This is a genomic window from Leptospira licerasiae serovar Varillal str. VAR 010 (assembly GCF_000244755.1).
Classification (GTDB): domain Bacteria; phylum Spirochaetota; class Leptospiria; order Leptospirales; family Leptospiraceae; genus Leptospira_B; species Leptospira_B licerasiae.
Genome location: NZ_AHOO02000013.1, coordinates 356,834 through 375,786, shown reverse-complemented (window position 1 = coordinate 375,786; position 18,953 = coordinate 356,834). Strand labels below are relative to the sequence as shown.

Annotated in this window: 14 protein-coding genes; 7 read left to right on the top strand and 7 right to left on the bottom strand. The window is 41.6% G+C overall.

The window, feature by feature from the left end:
- Position 1 precedes the first annotated feature (1 nt).
- Positions 2-397: a hypothetical protein gene (locus LEP1GSC185_RS17630; protein ID WP_008592087.1), complete on the top strand. Its 396-nt coding sequence runs from the start codon at positions 2-4 to the stop codon at positions 395-397.
- A gap of 4 nt (positions 398-401) precedes the next feature.
- Positions 402-854: a VOC family protein gene (locus tag LEP1GSC185_RS17625; RefSeq protein ID WP_008592492.1), complete on the top strand. Its 453-nt coding sequence runs from the start codon at positions 402-404 to the stop codon at positions 852-854.
- Between the two features lie 55 nt (positions 855-909).
- On the opposite strand, the gene LEP1GSC185_RS17620 is transcribed toward LEP1GSC185_RS17625, so the two are convergent.
- Together LEP1GSC185_RS17620 and LEP1GSC185_RS17615 are read right to left on the bottom strand one after the other, a co-directional pair.
- A complete protein-coding gene (locus tag LEP1GSC185_RS17620; protein ID WP_008592967.1) occupies positions 910-3,024 on the bottom strand; it encodes a molybdopterin-dependent oxidoreductase in 2,115 nt (704 codons plus the stop codon).
- A 139-nt stretch (positions 3,025-3,163) separates the two neighbouring features.
- Positions 3,164-3,844: an arylesterase gene (locus tag LEP1GSC185_RS17615; protein ID WP_008592691.1), complete on the bottom strand. Its 681-nt coding sequence runs from the start codon at positions 3,842-3,844 to the stop codon at positions 3,164-3,166.
- Positions 3,845-3,950: 106 nt separating this feature from the next.
- Here LEP1GSC185_RS17615 and LEP1GSC185_RS17610 point away from each other — a divergent pair, with 106 nt between their 5' ends.
- Together LEP1GSC185_RS17610 and hemW are read left to right on the top strand one after the other, a co-directional pair.
- Positions 3,951-5,735 carry a glycoside hydrolase family 3 protein gene (locus tag LEP1GSC185_RS17610; protein WP_008592508.1) on the top strand — a complete coding sequence of 595 codons (1,785 nt, stop codon included), beginning with the start codon at positions 3,951-3,953 and terminating at the stop codon, positions 5,733-5,735.
- A 1-nt stretch (position 5,736) separates the two neighbouring features.
- Positions 5,737-6,903 (top strand): radical SAM family heme chaperone HemW, encoded by a 1,167-nt coding sequence (hemW, locus tag LEP1GSC185_RS17605; protein WP_008592777.1) that lies wholly within the window; start codon positions 5,737-5,739, stop codon positions 6,901-6,903.
- Position 6,904: 1 nt separating this feature from the next.
- Here hemW and LEP1GSC185_RS17600 read toward each other — a convergent pair whose 3' ends face one another.
- The 4 genes from LEP1GSC185_RS17600 to ilvB all read right to left on the bottom strand — a co-directional run bounded on the left by LEP1GSC185_RS17600 (position 6,905) and on the right by ilvB (position 13,515).
- On the bottom strand, positions 6,905-8,980 hold the full coding sequence (locus tag LEP1GSC185_RS17600) for a methyl-accepting chemotaxis protein (RefSeq protein WP_008592332.1): 2,076 nt from the start codon (positions 8,978-8,980) through the stop codon (positions 6,905-6,907).
- A gap of 49 nt (positions 8,981-9,029) precedes the next feature.
- A complete protein-coding gene (locus tag LEP1GSC185_RS17595; RefSeq protein ID WP_008593030.1) occupies positions 9,030-11,105 on the bottom strand; it encodes a methyl-accepting chemotaxis protein in 2,076 nt (691 codons plus the stop codon).
- A gap of 224 nt (positions 11,106-11,329) precedes the next feature.
- Positions 11,330-11,809 carry an acetolactate synthase small subunit gene (gene ilvN / locus LEP1GSC185_RS17590; protein ID WP_008592270.1) on the bottom strand — a complete coding sequence of 160 codons (480 nt, stop codon included), beginning with the start codon at positions 11,807-11,809 and terminating at the stop codon, positions 11,330-11,332.
- Entirely contained in the window at positions 11,806-13,515 is a 1,710-nt protein-coding gene (gene ilvB / locus LEP1GSC185_RS17585; protein WP_010515458.1) for a biosynthetic-type acetolactate synthase large subunit, read from the bottom strand. The genes ilvN and ilvB overlap by 4 nt, the downstream gene beginning before the upstream one ends.
- Before the next feature lie 249 nt (positions 13,516-13,764).
- Between ilvB and LEP1GSC185_RS17580 the strand changes: the two genes are divergently transcribed.
- Positions 13,765-14,883: a tetratricopeptide repeat protein gene (locus LEP1GSC185_RS17580; protein ID WP_008592410.1), complete on the top strand. Its 1,119-nt coding sequence runs from the start codon at positions 13,765-13,767 to the stop codon at positions 14,881-14,883.
- 7 nt (positions 14,884-14,890) lie between these two features.
- Here LEP1GSC185_RS17580 and LEP1GSC185_RS17575 read toward each other — a convergent pair whose 3' ends face one another.
- Positions 14,891-15,841 (bottom strand): metallophosphoesterase, encoded by a 951-nt coding sequence (locus tag LEP1GSC185_RS17575; RefSeq protein WP_008592495.1) that lies wholly within the window; start codon positions 15,839-15,841, stop codon positions 14,891-14,893.
- 98 nt (positions 15,842-15,939) lie between these two features.
- On the opposite strand from LEP1GSC185_RS17575, the gene LEP1GSC185_RS17570 reads away from it, so the two are divergent.
- Both LEP1GSC185_RS17570 and LEP1GSC185_RS17565 read left to right on the top strand, forming a co-directional pair.
- Complete coding sequence (locus tag LEP1GSC185_RS17570) at positions 15,940-18,486, top strand: methyl-accepting chemotaxis protein (RefSeq protein WP_008592065.1); 2,547 nt, start codon at positions 15,940-15,942, stop codon at positions 18,484-18,486.
- Between the two features lie 85 nt (positions 18,487-18,571).
- Positions 18,572-18,844: a hypothetical protein gene (locus tag LEP1GSC185_RS17565; protein ID WP_010515454.1), complete on the top strand. Its 273-nt coding sequence runs from the start codon at positions 18,572-18,574 to the stop codon at positions 18,842-18,844.
- The last annotated feature ends 109 nt before the right edge of the window (positions 18,845-18,953 follow it).

Sequence of the window (18,953 nt, the reverse complement as noted above, 5' to 3'; positions counted from 1 at the left end):
CATGAACGCAAAAACTATTTCCATCTTCCAAAGTATCGGAGCCGTTTTTACCGGCATATTGATCAACGTAATACCTGCTATAGCAATCGATGCGGTATTACACGTTACAAATTGTTATCCTCCGATGGGAGAAAGAATGTCCGATGGTTTATTCCTCCTCGCAATTTCCTATCGTTTGGTTCTTGCGATCTTAGGGGGATTTTTTACTGCAAAACTTTCTCCTCATAGTCCGATCGGCCACGTGATCGTATTAGGAATAATTGGCACTATCGCAAGTACATTGGGCCATATCCAAATGGGAGACCAAGGACCTGCTTGGTATTCCATAGGACTGATCGTCATTTCCATCCCGCTCTCTTGGCTCGGTGGATCTATCTATCTGAAACGTATAGGATAAGAACATGCAAAAGGTCATTCCATTTTTAATGTTCGATAAGGGTTTAGAAGAAGCGCTCCAATTCTATTCTAGTATATTCAAAAATATGAAAATAGAAAATCTTACGAAACTAGGCGGAGGAATGGTTTCCGCAAAGTTCGAGATAGAAGGCCAGAAATTTCTGGCCTTCACAGGAGGTCCTCATTTTAAATTTACTGAGGCATTTTCCATCTATATCAGTGCGGAAACCCAGACAGAAATAGACGATCTGTATGAAAAACTTTCTGCAGGCGGGACCAAACAACCTTGCGGTTGGGTAAAAGATAAATTCGGTCTATCTTGGCAGATCATTCCTCCCATCTTAGAAAAATATCTATACGATAAAGACCAAGCGAAGTCGCAAAGAGTTACACAAGCAATGTTGCAAATGTATAAGATAGAAATATCTAAACTACAAGAAGCTTACGATCAAAATTAAGCTCTGCGAGATCCGCAGTTAGACCCATGGATGCCGAGTGTCCTAAGGTCCTGTCTTAAGCGGATCTTTTACTTAAAGAAACCGGAATGCCGCTGAACGCTGCATTTCCGGAGAGTTCATCCAGGACCTGATCGTCCGTCAGATCATTGATGCTAGATCCTGCAAATTTAGACGCAACCTGCAAAGAGACTCCTTCTTTTGCATGTCCGAATCCATGAGGAATACTCACCACTCCCCTCATCATTTCGTCTGTGATCTCTGCAGGTAGTCCAATCTTACCGACCCTGGATTCTACAAGGACTTCCTCTTCTTCCTTGATACCGAGTAGGTTTGCATCTTCGGGATGGATCATGAGAGTGCATCTATCTTTTCCTGTCATTAGTTTTGGAAGATTATGCATCCATGAATTATTATTTCTTAAATGTCTTCTTCCTATTAACAAGAAAGAGCCGTTCCCTTCTTTATCTGCGATAAGATTCTGCCCGTATTTGGCCAATCGGTCCAGATCGGAAATAACTTCTTTTGGTACAAGTCGGATCATCTTATCTTCCGTCCAAAGTCTGTCCGGAAAACAAGGCTTCAATGCTCCTAGATCGACTCCATGAGGACTGTTTTTTAGAAGTTCCAAACTCATCCCAACGGAAGATCCTGATTTTTCTCCGTAAGGGCCTGACTTCAAAGCATGATCAATAATCGCAGAAGGAGTGATCTTCGTTTTGATCAGTTCTTTAGGCAAAGGTTTTCCCGATTTTAATAATTCTATTCTTTTGGTAAGATCCGAAAAAATTTCCCAATCATGAAGCATTCCTTCTTCCGGTTCAAATGCAGGTTGGTTGTATCTGACAGTATTCCTTACAGCAAAAACGTTAAATACTAGATCGTAATGGTCATGTTCCAAAGCGGAACTAGGTGGAAGAATATAATGAGCGTGTTTTGTTGTTTCGTTTAAATAAAAGTCAACGCTTACCATGAATTCTAGATTAGAGACCGCCTTCTCTAACTGAGAACCGTTCGGAGTAGATAACACCGGATTTCCAGCGGAAGTTACGAGCGCTTTGATCTGACCTTCTCCCGGCGTTAAAATTTCTTCCGCAAGGGCTGCTACAGGTAACTCTTCGTTAAATTCGGGTAAGTCCCTGACTCTTGAACCGTAAGTATGAAAACTTCCCGGAGAACTTTTCATCACACCTTTTGGATCTATCATGTCCACGGCAGGAAGTGTGAACATTGCTCCACCCACTGAGTCCATATTTCCTGTGATACAATTGATCGAATTAATTAACCATTGGCAAAGTGCTCCGAATGGTTGTGTAGAAACTCCTACACGACCGTAACATACAGCACCATTCGCTTTGGAAAATTCTATTGCGATCCTCTCCACTGTTTCAGCAGAGATCCCTGTCATTTTTTCCGTTTCAGTCGCAGGATATTTCTCTGCAATAGATCTTAGTTTGAGTAAATCTTCTTCCTTAATTAAAGAATTGTTCTTTGTTAAGTTTTTCTTAAATAATACATCTATAATAGAAAGTAAAAAGAATGCGTCCGTTCCTGGAAGGATAAAATGATGCTCGTCTGCGTGGATTGCAGTCTCGGTCTTTCTCGGATCTATAACTACGTATTTTCCGCCTCTTTCCTGTATCTCTTTGAGCCTTTTTTTTACGTCCGGAACAGTCATTAAACTTCCGTTAGACGCAAATGGATTTCCACCTAAGATCAAAAAGAAATTGGTCCTGTCTATATCCGGAATCGGGACAAGTAGTTGGTGACCGAACATCCAATAAGAAAGTAATTGGTGAGGAAGTTGGTCTACGGAAGTTGCAGAATAATTATTTTTAGTTTTGAGCCTTCCGATAAACCGTTGGCCGAATAACATGGAACCGTAATTATGAACGCTTGGATTTCCGCTATATACTGCGATGGAATCGTTTCCGTATTTATTTTGGATCTCTACAAGTTTTGTAGCAATATCAGTGAGAGCAGTGACCCAGTCCACCTTCTCCCATCCGCTCTCTGTACGTTTTAAAGGAAATTTAAGCCTGTCCGGATCCTCGTATAAATTTTTGAGTTCCGGTCCTTTGGCGCATAGATGACCTCTGCTAAACTTATCCTCTTTATCTCCTCTGACTGCAACTACTACATCGTCCTCGATCTCAAGTCTAAGTCCGCACATAGCTTCGCATAAAGTACATGATCTATAATGTTGGCGTATCATCTCTTGCCCCTGTCCCAGGAAGGAGTTATCCCCCATCCGAAATTAGAAAGCAAGCATTTACGAATATTAAAGAACTTTATATGATTTGAAGTTCGAACTATTTCAATAGTTTATTCAAATAAGGGAGAAGTTGTTTGGAAAGTATCTTATGACCTTCCGCAGTCGGATGGATCCCGTCGTCTTGGTTTAGCCTTCTGTCCCCGGCTACTCCTTCCAGCAAGAATGGCATAAACTCCGTCTTTTCTTTCTTAGATACCCTAGGAAAAAGCGCCGCAAATTCCTTCGCGTACACCGGACCCATATTCGGAAGCGTTCTCATTCCGATTAATAGAATTTTAATAGAAGGATATTTTGCCCTAGCCTCTCGAATGATCCTTGTTAGATTCTCCTCGGTCATTTTTGTGGGAAGTCCTCTCAAAGAATCATTTGCGCCTAATTCCAAAACGAATACATCATACTTGGTATTCAAGACCCAATCTAATCTTGCAAGTCCGCCGGAAGTAGTATCCCCGCTTACGCCTGCATTTACGTATTCCAGATCCGGATATTTTTTTTTGAGTTCCAAATAAGCCAGGTGGACAAAAGATTCTTCAGGCCCGTTCAAACCGTAACCTGCGGTCAAACTGTCTCCGAAGAATAGGATCTTTTTGCCGTTTGTTTTTATTTCCATTTTAGGAGAAGCCTTAGGTTGTTGCTCCGATCCATCTTTATCACAGGAAGCAACAAAAGAAAAGATTACTAAAATACTAAAAAATCCGGAATATGATAAACGGCTCATTTTTTCTCCTATCTCCAATCCGACCCCGCTGCCCCAACCAAGGTCCCAAAAACCGAGGCTTTAAGTTCTGCTTTACGAATACGCAACCGATTGGGATCTAGTAAGTATGTTCAAACGGTTTCTAGTTGCAGGCGTTACTGCCGCTTTCTTATTCTTCCTATTCTTTTGGTTGGGCCAATTCAGAAGTGAACTCCAAGCCCAGGAAATCCAAGAAGGAATGCTTCGTCAAGCTGAGGAGATTACTTCTAAACTAAAGGCAGAAGAATTAGTAGGACAGGTCATCCATGTTGCTATCCCTGGGACCGTTTTAGATCCGATCGCTAAAAAAGAAATTGAGACGATCAAACCTGGTGGGGTCATCTTATTCGGAAGGAATTTGGGCTCCAAATCAGAGATCAAATCCTTGAACAAGGATCTACAAACTAGTGCATTAGAAAATACTGGATTACCTTTACTAATCTCCGTCGACCAAGAAGGCGGAAGAGTGATCCGAGTCAAAGACGGAGTGACCCAATTTCCAGGAGCAATGGCCCTTGGTCAGACCAAGGACAAGGACATGGCTAAAAAAGTAGGCTTTGTCACTTCTTACCAATTGAGAAAATTGGGCTTAAACTTTCTATTCGCTCCCGACATGGATATCAACAATAATCCATTCAACCCTGTCATCAATACCAGGTCTCTCGGAAGCAATTTAGAAACGGTATTAAATGCAGGAGTTTCCTACGAAGAAGGAGCAAGACTCGGCGGTTCTATTCCTGTGATCAAACATTTTCCGGGACATGGGGACACCAATGTGGACAGTCATTTAGGACTTCCTAAAATAGAAAAAACATTGGAAGAATTGAAAAATTTCGAACTGATCCCGTTCCAAACTTCTATTCAAAACGGTGCGGATGCAATTATGAGCGCGCATATCGTATATCCTAAAATAGATCCGAATTTTCCCGCCACGCTCTCTTCTAAAATTTTAGGAGATCTTTTACGCAAAGAATTCCAATACCAAGGATTGATCATTACGGACGCAATGGAAATGGACGCTATTGACGAACATTACCAAAAAGAAGATCCGGGTGTATTGGCGCTAATCGCCGGCGCGGATATAGTGCTTATGACTAGTTGGGGCCCGACTACTCAGGCAATGAGAGACCAGATCTTAAAGGCTTATAAAAAGGGAACCTTAGTAAGAGAAGGAAAAGACCTTCTAAAAGAAGCGGTCAAAAGACAAATTTACTATAAACTAAAATACGGGATCATTACCGAGTTTAGCGAAGTTGCAAAAACCGGAAGAGCCTCCTCCGTTTTTCCTAAAGAACTTCCGGAAGTATTAAAGAATCATTTTGAGGAACAAGATAAAAATAGAGAAAATTTATTCTCTCAATATTACCAAGATACTCTTAACAGAGATGTAAGCAGAAAAGCTATTGTTTCCTTTCCTAAAACTTTTCTTCCCGAAAAGGTATCTATCGAAAACACTGCTTTCTATTTAAAAGGAGAGGAATTCCTTTCCGATCTGAGGTCTCGCAATATCGCCAACTTAGACTTAGCTTCCCTCCGCAAAAAATTGGAAAAGAAAGAAACAAAACGTGCAGTCTTAAATTCGTTCACCCAAACCGAATTGGATCTGGCTCTTTCTCTTGCTCAAAAATTTCCGGAAGTGGAAATCGTCTGTCTGCATTACGGAACTCCATTCCTGGATTTGCCCGATGCATCCAATCTGAAAATATTATTCTCCTTTTCTCCTACGGCAGAATCCAAAAAGGCTTTAGTTTATTCTGTATTGGATAGAAAGGACGAGATCCCACTTGTCGATCTGATCTTAAAACCGAATCCAAAAAAGGCTACCGCATCCACGGAAACGGAAGAAAACTCGGTAAGCAAAAATACGAAGTAATTTGGAAACAGGACTCCCGGTCATACAAAAAACAAACAGGCCGGGAATCTACGTACATTACCCATTCTGCGTTCACAAATGTAGCTATTGCGATTTTTTTTCAGAAGGGATCGGATTAGAACCTTCTCCCTTGGAAGAAAATTTATTTTCAAAATATAAGGAAGAAGTCGTACTCAGACTTAAAAATTTCCCTAAGTACCAAGATCTTGTATTTGATAGTTTATTTTTCGGCGGAGGAACTCCCTCAAAAGCTTCCTATACGCGATATGCGGATTTTATAAAATTCTTAAAGGATAATCTAAATTTTTCCTCCGATTCGGAGATCACATTAGAATGTAACCCGGAAGACGTAACTCCTGAGTATTTGCAAGGCCTGCATGATGCAGGGATCAACAGGGTTCATGTCGGAATACAGTCCTTTCTTCCTAAAAATCTGAAATTTTTAGACAGATATTTCGATCCGGATACTTATTCTAAAACTTTGGAAGCATTACAAACTTCTAAAATAAAAAACTTCGGCGCTGACCTGATGTTCGGAGTCCCGGGACAAACGGAAAGTGAATTTTACGAAGATGCAAATTCGGTCCTAGCGTCCGGAGTTTCTCATATCAGCATTTACGCTCTTACTGTGGAAAAAGGAACGGAATACAGCAGAAAAGTTTCCGCTGGAACGGTTGCCCCACCTTCCGAAGAAGTGCAGCAAAAAATCCTCCAAGATCTGCCTGATTTTTTGAGATCCAAAGGTTTTGTCCAATACGAGGTTTCAAATTATTCCAAGCCCGGGCTTTTCTCCCGCCATAATATGAAATATTGGACCTACGAATATTATTTGGGAATCGGGCCGGGAGCTCACGGATTTTTACCGCCAGGTAGATATTCCAACCCAAGAAATACTTTAACTTATATCAACGGAACCGGAAAAAGTCCAACCTCGTATGAAACTTCCGACCCATTTGAAGAAATCCTAATATCTCTTTTTAGAATATTCCTTCCGATAGACTTAAAGGATTTTTTGGATCGTTTTCCTGATAAAAAGGAAAACATCCTATATAAACTAAATCAAAAAGCCTCGGAGGGAAAATGTATTTTGGATGGTACTATTTTCCAATGGGATCCGAAATCTGTCCTATTTTTAGATTCAGAGATCTTAGATCTGGCAGATCAGTAAATCAATCCACTTTAAACTTTTCAATCAGTTTGGAAAGTTGTTCTGCCAACATCTGGGTCTCACCGGAGAATGTGGTAAGATCGTCTGCCCCGCCCGCAATTTCCTGAGTCCCTTCCGAAATACTGATGATCGTTTTAGTGATCTCATTCGTAGCATTTTTCTGCTCGATGACCGCTTCCTCGATTTGTATGCTAAAAGAAGTCAAAGTATTAGAACTTGATTGGATACGGCTCGTATTCGATTCCTGATCCTTTACGGAAGCCAAAACCTTATTCGCGGAAATTTCGAATTCGTTCACGCTTTGTTTCAGTTTTTTTAATATTAGAGAAGCCTCTTCTACTTTCGAGTTACCGTTCATCACTGCGTCGTTTGTGGATTCTACAAGTTCTCCGATCTCTTGCACCGAACTTGAAGTTTGAGAAGCAAGTTTGCCTATCTCTTCCGCTACAACTGCAAATCCTTTACCTGCTTCTCCCGCTCTTGCAGCCTCGATCGCAGCGTTCAATGCTAGAAGGTTCGTTTTTTCGGAGATCTCAGTGATAATAGATAAGATCTCCGTAATTCTAGAAGCGCTTTCTCCGATCTCCCCCATCGCATTTGTGGATGCGAACATTGCATTCTCTCCCGTCACTGCCTGTCTTTTGGATTCGACCGCGAGATTCACTAGGCCCTGCATTTCTTGGTTGATACTTATGATCTGCTCCTTCAAACGCATAGAGTTTCCATCGATCTCTTTGGTATTCTCCACGGCTTTTTCCATGGATTTACCGACGTTTTGAGCGGAGGCGGCAAGCTCTTCTACCGCAGCGGAAGATTCTTCTGCCGCGGAGGCTTGGGTTTGAGCTATATCTGCAAAATTTCTGGAAGAGATAGCCATCTCCTCCGATTTAGAACTCAATTTTTCGGAAGAGGATCTCATCTCTTTGACCACATTCAGAAGATTTTCTCTCATTTGGTCCATAGAAATAAATAATGTGCCGATCTCGTCTTTTACAGGGTAATCATTTTGTACGGTTAGATTTCCTTTAGCGATCTCATCCGAGAAACCGATCGCTTTCAAAAGACCGGAACTCACTAATCGATCGAATATTAAATTTAAAGAAAGTAAGACTACGACAAGGATTAGAAAAGAAGAAAGTACGGCATTTAAAATAATCTCCCCAATACTTTCATAATATACCGAATTCGGAATACTCACCATCAGGGTCCAAAACTTGGGATCCTTGCCTATATGGAACGGAAAATAATAAGAAGTCTCTCCACCGGATTCATACACGAATCTTTTTCCTTCTTTCGAATTTTCCAGATATTGTTTTAATTCGGCCTCATCAGGGATCTTTTTGCCGAGTAATTCAGGATTTTCTCCGTTGATCGCATACAAACCGGCCGGAGAGATCAAAGCTATATGACCTTTACCACGAAAAGGTCTTTTATTCCCGATCCTCTCTTGCAGATTTTTCAGATCTATATCCATTCCTGCAGCGCCGTAAAAACTGCCTTCTACGCTAATTGGCACAACCAGGGAGATCATTAATATACTTTTACCGCTAACCGTATAATGATAAGGACCGACTACACTCATCTTGTCCGTCTTTTTAGTGATCTGATAAAAATCTCCGGTGCCGTCGGTGTTATTATAATCTCTTAATGCTTCCAGATCCACTACGTCTTTGGCGCGAGCACGGTTTAAATACGGAATAAAACGACCAGTTCCATCGTGCCCCGGTCTGTTCCGATACAAAGCGTCTTTTCCGTCATACGCGTTCGGTTCGTAACAAAGCCACATTCCGAAATAGTCTTGGTTACGTTTCATAATTTCCTGTAAGGTTTGGATCACTTGCTCCCTTTGAGGAGAAGCATAGATCAAAGGAAAACGAAAGCCTCGGATCAAACCCATAAGAGTATTCAACTCTTCCATAATTTCATAGGTCCATCTTTCCGCAGTGACATCGGAACTTTGTTCCACTTCCTCTCTCAAGTTCTGGTAAGAAGAATAAGAATTATAAGCCGCAAGCAGAGAGAATGCGGTGAATAGAATAATGGAAATGTATAAAGAAATTCGGAGCCGAATACTCATAAGGGCTCCATTATGAAAATCGAAAGAAATTTTGGAACGCTTTTTCTTTCTAACCGACTTTGAATTTTCCGATCAGATTGGACAGTTGTTCAGACTGACCATGCATATCTCCGGAAAATGTGGTGAGATCGTCGGCTCCGGTCGCAATCTCTTGCGTTCCTTCGGAGATATTTACGATAGTTTTAGTGATTTCTTCCGTTGCTCTTCTTTGCTCGGTTACTGCTTCTTCAATCTGCAAGCTGAAGGTCATCAAAGAATTTGCACTTTCTGCGATCTCTTTGGTATTGGATTCTTGGGTTTTAACGGAACTTAAGACCGCCTTCGCGGATTTATCGAATTCGTCCACTCTCTCCTTGATCCTTTGTAGGATCTGAGAAGCTTCTCCCATTTTATTATTACCGTCTAAGACCGCTGTATTAGTAGAATTTACTAGGCCTCCGATCTCTTGTACGGAACTGGAAGTTTGAGAAGCAAGTTTTCCTATTTCTTCCGCTACAACCGCAAAACCTTTTCCGGCTTCTCCCGCTCTAGCGGCTTCTATCGCGGCGTTTAATGCGAGAAGGTTCGTTTTTTCGGAAATCTCGGTAATTAAAGAAAGTATCTCGTTGATCCTAGAGGCGCTTTCCCCGATCGCACCCATAGCACGATTAGAAGTACTCATCGCGGATTCTCCGGTAACCGCTTCTTCTTTGGAAGAAGCAGCCAAACTTACCAGGCCTTGCATCTCGGAATTGATACTTGCAATCTGTTCCTTCAATAAGATTACGTTCCCGTCAATCTCTCTCATACTAGTGACTGCCCTTTGCATCGACTTACCTACATTTTGGGCGGAAGCAGCCAATTCTTCCACCGCAGCGGAACATTCTTCCGCAGCAGAAGCTTGTGTCTGGGCTACATCCGAGAAGTTCCGAGAAGACACCGCCATCTTCTCCGCTGTTCCGGCTAACTTGTTGGTGGATACGCCGATCTCTTTAACAACACCGAATAGATGTTCTCTCATCGTATTCATTGCGGACAATAATGCGCCTATCTCGTCGTTACGATTATAATCGGAAGAAGCAAGCAGATTTCCTTTTGCGATCTCCTCCGAAAATCCGATCGCCTTTAATAATCCGGCGGAGATCAGTTTTTGGAATATAAAATGAAGGACCACCACGATCAAACTCACGATAAGTAAAGAAGAGAGAGCATTTTGTAGAAGTACACTAAATAGTTCTTTCGCAAAAATCGAATTCGGGATGCTGATTTGCATCACCCACTGTTTCTGTCCTTTACCTATCTTAAACGGAAAGAAATGATGAGTATAACCGTCCGATTCATAAATAAAACGTTCATGCTCCTCCGATTTGGATTGTACTAGTTTTAACTCTTCGGCGTTAGGAATTTCCTTACCGACTAGACTAGGATCTCCCCCGTTCGCTGCATAAATCCCTTTAGGAGAAATAAGAGCAAGATATCCTAAACCTCTAAAAGGTTTTATATTTCCCATTGTCTCTTGTAGCTGAGCCGTTGTGATATCCATTCCAAGTACTCCCCAAAACTTTCCTGCATTGCTTACAGGAACACAAAGAGAGATCATTTGTATTTGTTTTCCGCCCGCGCTATAAATGTAAGGGTCCGTTACGAATGGCTCCATTGTCTTTTTAGGGATCTGATAAAAATCCCCACTCCCATCGGTAGCATCGTAATTGGTGGAAGGCTCGATTACTGCATCAGTAACCGATTTCACTGAATGAACATAAGTTATAAATCTTCCGGTCGAATCATGTCCCTTCTTATTTTTGAACTGAGCATCCAACCCATCGAACGCGTTAGGCTCATACACCGCCCACATTCCGAACCACTTGGGATTCCGGTGCAGGATCTCCAACATTGTATCTACCACTTCTTCTCTTTTAGGGTTGGAGAAGATGAGAAGCATTCTGAAACCTCTGGTCATTCCCATAGCGGAATCCAGATAATCTTTCACTTCAAAAGTATACCTTTCCGCACTTAATGCGGAACCGGACTCTATCTCAGTATGCAAACTACGATAAGAGATCACCGAATTGATCGCAGTCAGCACTGCAAAACCTAAAAACAGAACTAAGGATAGATATAATGAAATTCGGGCCCTAATACTCATGGGAGGGAATTAGAATAGGGAAACCGCAAATATGGAACAAAAAAATTCTTTCCGATACGAAATTGTAAAAAAGAAAACCGATCCGCAACATAGATCGTTTTTATTCCAACGATGAAAAGCATTCTTTCAGGAAATTAATTTCCGAAGCAGCCTTTTCCTGTAATCTAATTGTAATAATTTTGTAACAATAGATAACCTGGACCGTTCGAAGTATTTACTCAGAACTAGGTAGATCTGTATTTTAAAGCAATCTGACCAGTACGAGCGATTTCTTGGATCCCATACTTTTGCATCATTTCCAGGAAATGCTCCACCTGTCTGGTATTTCCGGAAAATTCAATGGTCATCGTAGTCTTTGTAAGGTCTGCAATCTTTGCTTGGAAAACTTCACAAATTGAAATGATCTCAGTCCGATTGGAATCCTCTGTTTTTACAACGACAAGCACAAGCTCTCTGCTAATACAATCATGATAAGCAAGATCTTCCACCTCGATCACATCCGGAAGTTTCAGAAGTTGCCGTTTTACCTGCTCTACTACTGAATCGTCTCCCTTAACTACGATCACCATATTCGAAATTTCCGGATCCTGGGTAACACCTACTGCGATGGAATCTATATTATAACTTCTCCTGGTAAATAAACCGGAGACATGGCTCATTACACCCGGATGATTGTTTACCAAAATTTTCAGTATATGTTTCATTTTTTACCGGCCCGAACTGTGTCGGAAAATTCGATCATGTCTTTCTGGGATTTACCAGCTGGGATCATAGGGAATACTTTTTCTTCCGCTGGGATCATTACTTCCAGGATCCTTGCGTCATCGTCTTCTAAGAAAAATTCCAATGCTTTGTCGATTTCGGATTTATTAGAAATTCTTAATCCTTTTATGGAATAAGCTTCTCCCAATTTTACGAAATCTGGGTTATAATTCCATTCGGACTCAGAGAATCTTTCCTCGTAGAATAATTCCTGCCATTGGCGGACCATACCTAAGAAGTTGTTATTAAAGATCAGAATCTTTACACCTTTCTTATACATTGCTATGGTTGCCAATTCTTGGATATTCATTTGGATAGAACCGTCGCCCGAAACACAGATCACAGTTTTATTAGGATTTCCGAATTTAGCTCCGATAGCTGCGGGAAGACCGTAACCCATGGTTCCTAATCCTCCTGAAGTCAGCCAACGATTCGCTTCTTCAAAAAGATAGTACTGAGCCGCCCACATCTGGTGTTGCCCCACGTCGGTGGAAACAATCGCCTTTCCCTTACTTTTTTCGTACAATTTCTGCAAAAATCCCTGAGGTTTGATGGTCTCGGTAGAATCATCAAATTCTAATGGATGGTTCTTTTTTAGTGTGTCTAAAAATCCGACCCATTCCGGGCGATCCACCTTATTCACTTTCGGAATCAACGCCTTTAGGACTTCTTTTAAGTCCCCGTGTAGAAGATAATCTACGGAGACTCTTTTGTTAAATTCCGCAGTGTCTATATCTATATGAGCACGTACGGCATTCTCCGCAAATTCTCCCGGTTTAGCGACCCGGTCATCAAACCTAGCGCCTAAGTTTAGAATATAATCACATTCTAATACAGCCTTGTTCGCATAAGCTGTTCCGTGCATCCCTAACATCCCTACGGAAAGTTGGTGAGTACCGGGAAACGCCCCAATCCCCATAAGAGTAGTAGTAACGGGTATATTTCCCTTTTCCGCTAATTCCTTGATCTCCTTGGAAGCGTTCGCATTGATCGCTCCTCCTCCCACATAGAGAAGAGGACGTTTTGCCTTATTCAATGCCGCCGCAAAAGAATCCAAGTCTCCTCCGATCGGAGGCTTTTGGTAATGTCTAGGATCTATTTTAAGTTTATCTACTTTACGAACTGAGGTAAGCTCAGTTTGGACATCCTTAGGAAAATCCAAAAGAACAGGCCCCGGCCTTCCACCTAAGGCGACTAAAGTCGCCTCTTGGAAATGACGAGCGATATCATCTGCGGATTTGATGAGCGCGTTATACTTTGTAATAGGAATTGTGATCCCATAAATATCCGCTTCTTGGAATGCATCTGTTCCGATCGCGTTGGTAGCAACCTGTCCGGTAATCGCTAAGATCGGAACCGAGTCTAGTTTTGCATCCGTCAGCCCGGTGACTAAGTTTGTAGCGCCTGGCCCAGAGGTCGCAATACATACCCCCAGCTTACCGGTGGAACGCGCATACCCTTCTGCCATATGGATTGCGCCTTGTTCGTGGCGGACTAAGATATGTTTGATTTTAGTACTTTTATATAATTCGTCGTAAAACGGCAGAATGGCTCCGCCGGGATATCCGAAGACGATATCCACTCCGTATTCTTCTAGGAGTTCGACCATCAAACGGGCACCGGAGATTTTTGCTTCGGTTTTCGGCATCTTTCCCTCGTTAGAATCCATTCCATGCAAAGTAAAGGCCCTGTCAAGAAGGAAGAATGGACTATAGCTTTCGTATTATTTTATGCACTGCAAACCTAGATTTCTCTCTTTTTTTCCAATTTCAAATTTTCTTTACGGATTTAGTACCAAGGAAAACCTTTACTCATCCGTCAAAGTAATATTAAATAAAAAATTGAATGAAGAATCTCGCGGATCTTCTTTCTAAATTTAAAAAGGAACTTCGGTCCTATGAACGAGCCTATTGAAAAACCCCAAGCAGGAAAGGAAGAAGAAGATTCACATTTTGCTCAGATCAAAAGTTTAGCAAAAGAGGCCTACCGTTTTCTGGATAGCAGACAATGGGACAAGGCCGAATCTAAATTAAAGGAACTTCTGGCTAAAGAACCTAGTAACACCTACGGTTTAGTCGGAATGGGAGATCTTCATTTTAAACGAAAGGAATTCAGGCAAGCTCTGGATTTTTATAACAGATGTATCAAAGAAGATTCATCCAATAAGTTTTCCCTAATGGGACTTATGAACTGCTATAGAGAGATGAATCTACTCAATCGGGTCATCGAAGTAGCGGAAGAATACAGACATATTACTATCACAGACGCATCTATTTTAAGTAGAGTTGCGGACGCTCACAGAAAACTCAAAAACTTCAAAGAATCAGAAGTTTATTATATGCAGGCTTTGCAGATCAATCCTAAGGATCAGTATGTGATCGTAGGTTTGGGACATTTATTCTTTGCCTGCCAAAGATACAAAGATGCAATCAGCTGGTGGGAAAAATTGTTGGTTATCCAACCGGATAATATCAAGATCCTAACCGAGATCGGGAACAGCTATCGTAAGATCAAAGATTTCGATGAAGCGATCCGTTATTATCGCAGAGCAGCTGATCTAGATCCTAGAAACTTCTTCGCACTGTACGGTTTGGCGGAATCTTATCGTGGTAAAAAGGATTTCCGCAAAGCTAACGAATTCTGGGAAAGGATTTTGGAATTCGATCCGGATAATAAGCTGATTATTAACAGATATGCAGACAGCTTGAGAGGTATGGGAGAATTCGATAAAGCATTAGAATGTTTTAATAGAATTCTTTCCGAGGGTGAGGACTACTTCGCACTTCTTGGAAAAGCTTCATCCTTAAAGATGAAAGGCGCAAGGGACAAGGCAGAGGAAATTTATGTGGATCTTCATAAAAAGTTCCCGATGGATCCTCGTCCTGTGGTAGAACTTTCCGAACTCTATTCGGATCTGGGGAAAAGGGACGAGGCTCTCAAGTTGTTAAACGACTTCCACAAAAAGCAGCCTTTGAACGAGGAAGTAAAACAAAAGCTAGATTCTTTTTCCGAATAATTCGGGTTTACTCTACTCGATTTTTCTCCCTCTCTATAAATTCAGGGAGGGGGAAAATTTCCTCCGTTCCATTCTTCAAATATTTCGCTTCCGCATCCCAAGTTCCGTTCTTTCTTGTGAGTTCCACATGATGGTGCCAAATATTTCCTTCTTTGTCTGAAAAGATGCGAGGAACTCTGGCGGCATTTACATACAGTATACCTTCTTCTTTCTTTTTCCAAATTCTAGTCTTTACTCTTAATTTTCGGGAAGAATGGTGCATGTGGCCTGCGATCACTACTTTTGGTTGTTTGCCTTGTTTGGAAACAGTTCGAATAAAATCGCCCAGGTCTTTATCGCCGAAGTCGCCCTCTTCGCTCTTAAAATCGCAGCCCCAAATATCGTGAGCTCTGCCTCCTAGGCCGGAAGGTCCATTATGAGCAAGAACGATCAGATCCTGCTTTTGGAGGTCAACTTCCTGGATCAATTGATTCAGTTTTCTCTCGGATTCTTCGTAAGAAGAGATCCCGAATACCGACTTAATAAATACCTGAAAATTAAACCTAGCTCCCATAGAAAGAGGTCTGGCGCCCAAAAGTGAAAGCCCTGATCCGATCTCGGAAAGATTGTACTGGCAAATATGGGAATCGCCCAGATCTTTGAGTAACTTTCTATATCGAAGCAAATGAAAAGTATGACTTAAGTAACCCATATTAGGCGAAGCATTCGTGATCTCCATCAACAATTGGGGGATAGAAGTAGTATCATGATTTCCTAAAATGATATACTTTGGTTTCCGAACTTTGGAGATCAATTGTGCGATTTTGTTCGTATTGCCGGGTCGAGCGTTTCCAAGATCTCCGGTGAATATCACAGAATCATAATTACTTTTAGAGAAGTATTCGGTATCGACCCAGGTCCAGAATCCATGTATATCGCCTATTACAGCGATCCGCTTATCAGAAGAATCAAATATCAATTTTGTATTCCTAAATTTTGGGTTTCGCCCATAGGGCATTTTAAAAGAAACTTTTTTAGCTCATACTAGGTCGAAAAAAAAATCAACCAGGATCACGCATGAAAAACATAAACAAAGAAATTTCCGTATTCTCCGCAAGGTTTCTGTTCTTAACGGAAGGTCTAGGTTATCTGATCGGAACGCCATTTGCGATCGTGTTTTTGATCCATTTTATGGACTTAGATCTTAGCGGCGCCGATTCTCTTTGGGTCGTCATGGGGATAATCTTTGTATTAGGACTTATCACCAGTTCTCTTTCCTCCTACTATAAATTAAAACCGTTACGAAAATATTCCAAACAATTTGCAGAAGGTGCAGTGACTAAAGAAACGGTCATCGGAGCTCAAAAGGCAGTATTCCGTCTTCCGATTCTTCATGCATTGGACATCTTGGTCAGGATCTGGATAGGAGGCGGGATCTTTGTGGTGGCTCTCGGGATTTTCCTGCCGATCAGCAAAACCGATTATTCTATCTTGTTAGGATTGATCGTATTCGGGGGACTTTGGAGCGCCGTATATTTTTATCTAGTCACCGATTGGTTAAAGGACAATTTGACCAGTACTGATCTATTCGGTTCTATTTCCTTAGAGTCTTTGGTTAAACTGAATCTGACTAGGACCCTATCATTGATCTTCTTTGCTATCGTCCTAGTTTTGGCGATCGGCGTTTCCCTAGTAGTCTACAAGCTAAATTACGAATCTCTAAAGAACGCTTATACAAATCAAATGTTGAACGTGGCCCATACTTTGGACCTACTCACACAAGGAATCTATGAGGACACGGAAGACGAAGCTGAGCTCATTATCCGGAACAAAACCCTAGGATATCTAGTCTCTCAGAAAAAATGGAAAGAGGCGGAGAATTTCCTAAGTAATTTTTTAGGATCTAGCCAAAGATTCGAAGGGATAGCGGTTTGGAAAGAAGCAGGAGATTGGTTTTCTCATTCCGTGGGCACCGGTACATTGGCGAGCAGCACAATTGTTCCTTTGACTTCAGCCTTCCAACTTCCCGGAGCGGAAGAAATACGAAATACAAATAAAGAGAAAGCATTCTTTTTTAGCGAACCTTCCAATTCCACCCAAAACGGTTCCCCGGTCATTCTGTATATTAGAGAATTTGAATTGAATGACGGCTCAAAGGCGTTTTTAGTTTTTTCCGTTCGGATAGGTGATCTGACGAATAATATAGTTCAATCGATCAAGATAGGAAAGACAGGCTATCCGGGACTTCTAACCCCTAAGATGACCTTCTTAAATCACGTCAGCGAAAATATGAGATTGAAAAAAATGGAGGATCTTCCTTTTGCAAAATCATTCGTAAACGCACAAGACGGAGTCCCGATCAAGTACGTGATGGACGGCGCCTATAAATCCATGGTAGTACATACGAATAAAAAATATGGATTTAGGTCCTTTGTGACCATCGTAAATGAAGAAGTTTCCAAAGAAGCGATCTCCACTATCTTCTATATGTTAGCTATTTCATTTAGCGGATTGTTTGTAATAGGATTTATCATTTATTTCATCCTTTCCAAAAGTCTGAAACCTTTAAGAGATAGCCAAAACCTGATCGAAAAAATGTCGGAAGGAGATCTGACCCAAAAACTCACGGTTCTTTCCAGAGATGAGATCGGAGAAATGGCCATCAGTATCAACGAATTCAATCGTAAGGTAAAAGCGGTTCTTTATAAAATTTTTGATGCCTCCCATAGTCTGGCGAATTCTTCCGATGAAATGTCGAATACTTTAAAAACGATCTCAGATAATGCGCAAAGCCAAGCGGCCGCTTCCGAGGAAATTTCAGCTTCTATCGAGGAGATATCCGCCGGAATGGATGCTATTTCCTATAGAACAAAAGAACAAGTCACTCTTCTGAACTCTTTGGACACGGAGATGTTAGAATTTTCATCTTCTATCCAAGCCACTTCCGAAAATCTAGAAAACACTCTTTCTCATGTAAAAGAGATCACCGACGAAGCAAGAAGAGGAGGAAAATCTTTGGAACTGACGGACCAGAGTATCCGAAAAATTTCTCAGAGTTCCGATCAGATCACCGGTGTGATAGAGATCATAACAACTATTTCCGAACAGATCCATCTTCTTGCGTTGAACGCAGCTATCGAAGCAGCCAGAGCCGGAGCCGCTGGAAAAGGATTCGCAGTAGTTGCAGATGAAATTTCCAAACTCGCGGACAAAACCTCCGACAGCATGAAGGAAATAGAAAATATCATCCAAGCAAATGAGACCGAAATCGGGATCGGAGTCAGCAATATCCGAGACACGGTGAGTGTGATCGGTGGGATTATCCAAAGAATAGAAACAATCTATATCCGGATGAATGAGGTATCCTCCGTGATGGGAGAGCAGCTGGTCCGAAATAAGATCGTGAACAAAAAGGGCCAGGAAGTGAAGGAAAGATCGGAAGGGATCCAAACTGCTATCCAGGAGCAAAAACTGGCGATCGAAGAAATTTCGAAAACCATTTCTAGTATCAACGACCTGACCCAATCTAACGCTTCTTCCACGGAAGAATTGAGTTCCGGTTCAGTGGGACTTGCCCATTTGTCCGAGGATCTGAAAAACCAAGCTGAGTACTTTCAATTTTAAAAAAGTATCCGCCGGATTTTCGGGAGAAAAAGAAGATTCCGAAACTTAGTTGCATTTTAGAGAATTTATTCTAATTTGCGCTTATATGGAATGGGAAAAGATCTTAAGGGACTCTGTACGGGACGGTTCAATCAAGGAATTGTATCTTCGGAGAGTTCCCACCCTGAAAACCTGCGATGACTGGAATAAGGTAAAGGAAATAGGTCTAATCGATCACAAAACCAAATACGCCCATTACAAGGGTGGATTGGTCAAATTTGGAGAGGGTCTTTTTTTCGTGAGCGAAGAAAGGCTCCAAGCACTGGCTCCATTCCGCAAATGGGAATTCAAAACTAAAATCAAAGTCACTCCCGATTGAAAGCCGCAGAGAGTTAGAAGACCCAAGGATTTTTGCACGCAGAGACGCGAAGACGCAGAGAGAAACATGATTTCTGGTTTTTCTGTTTTTAGGATTTTCTCACAGCAAA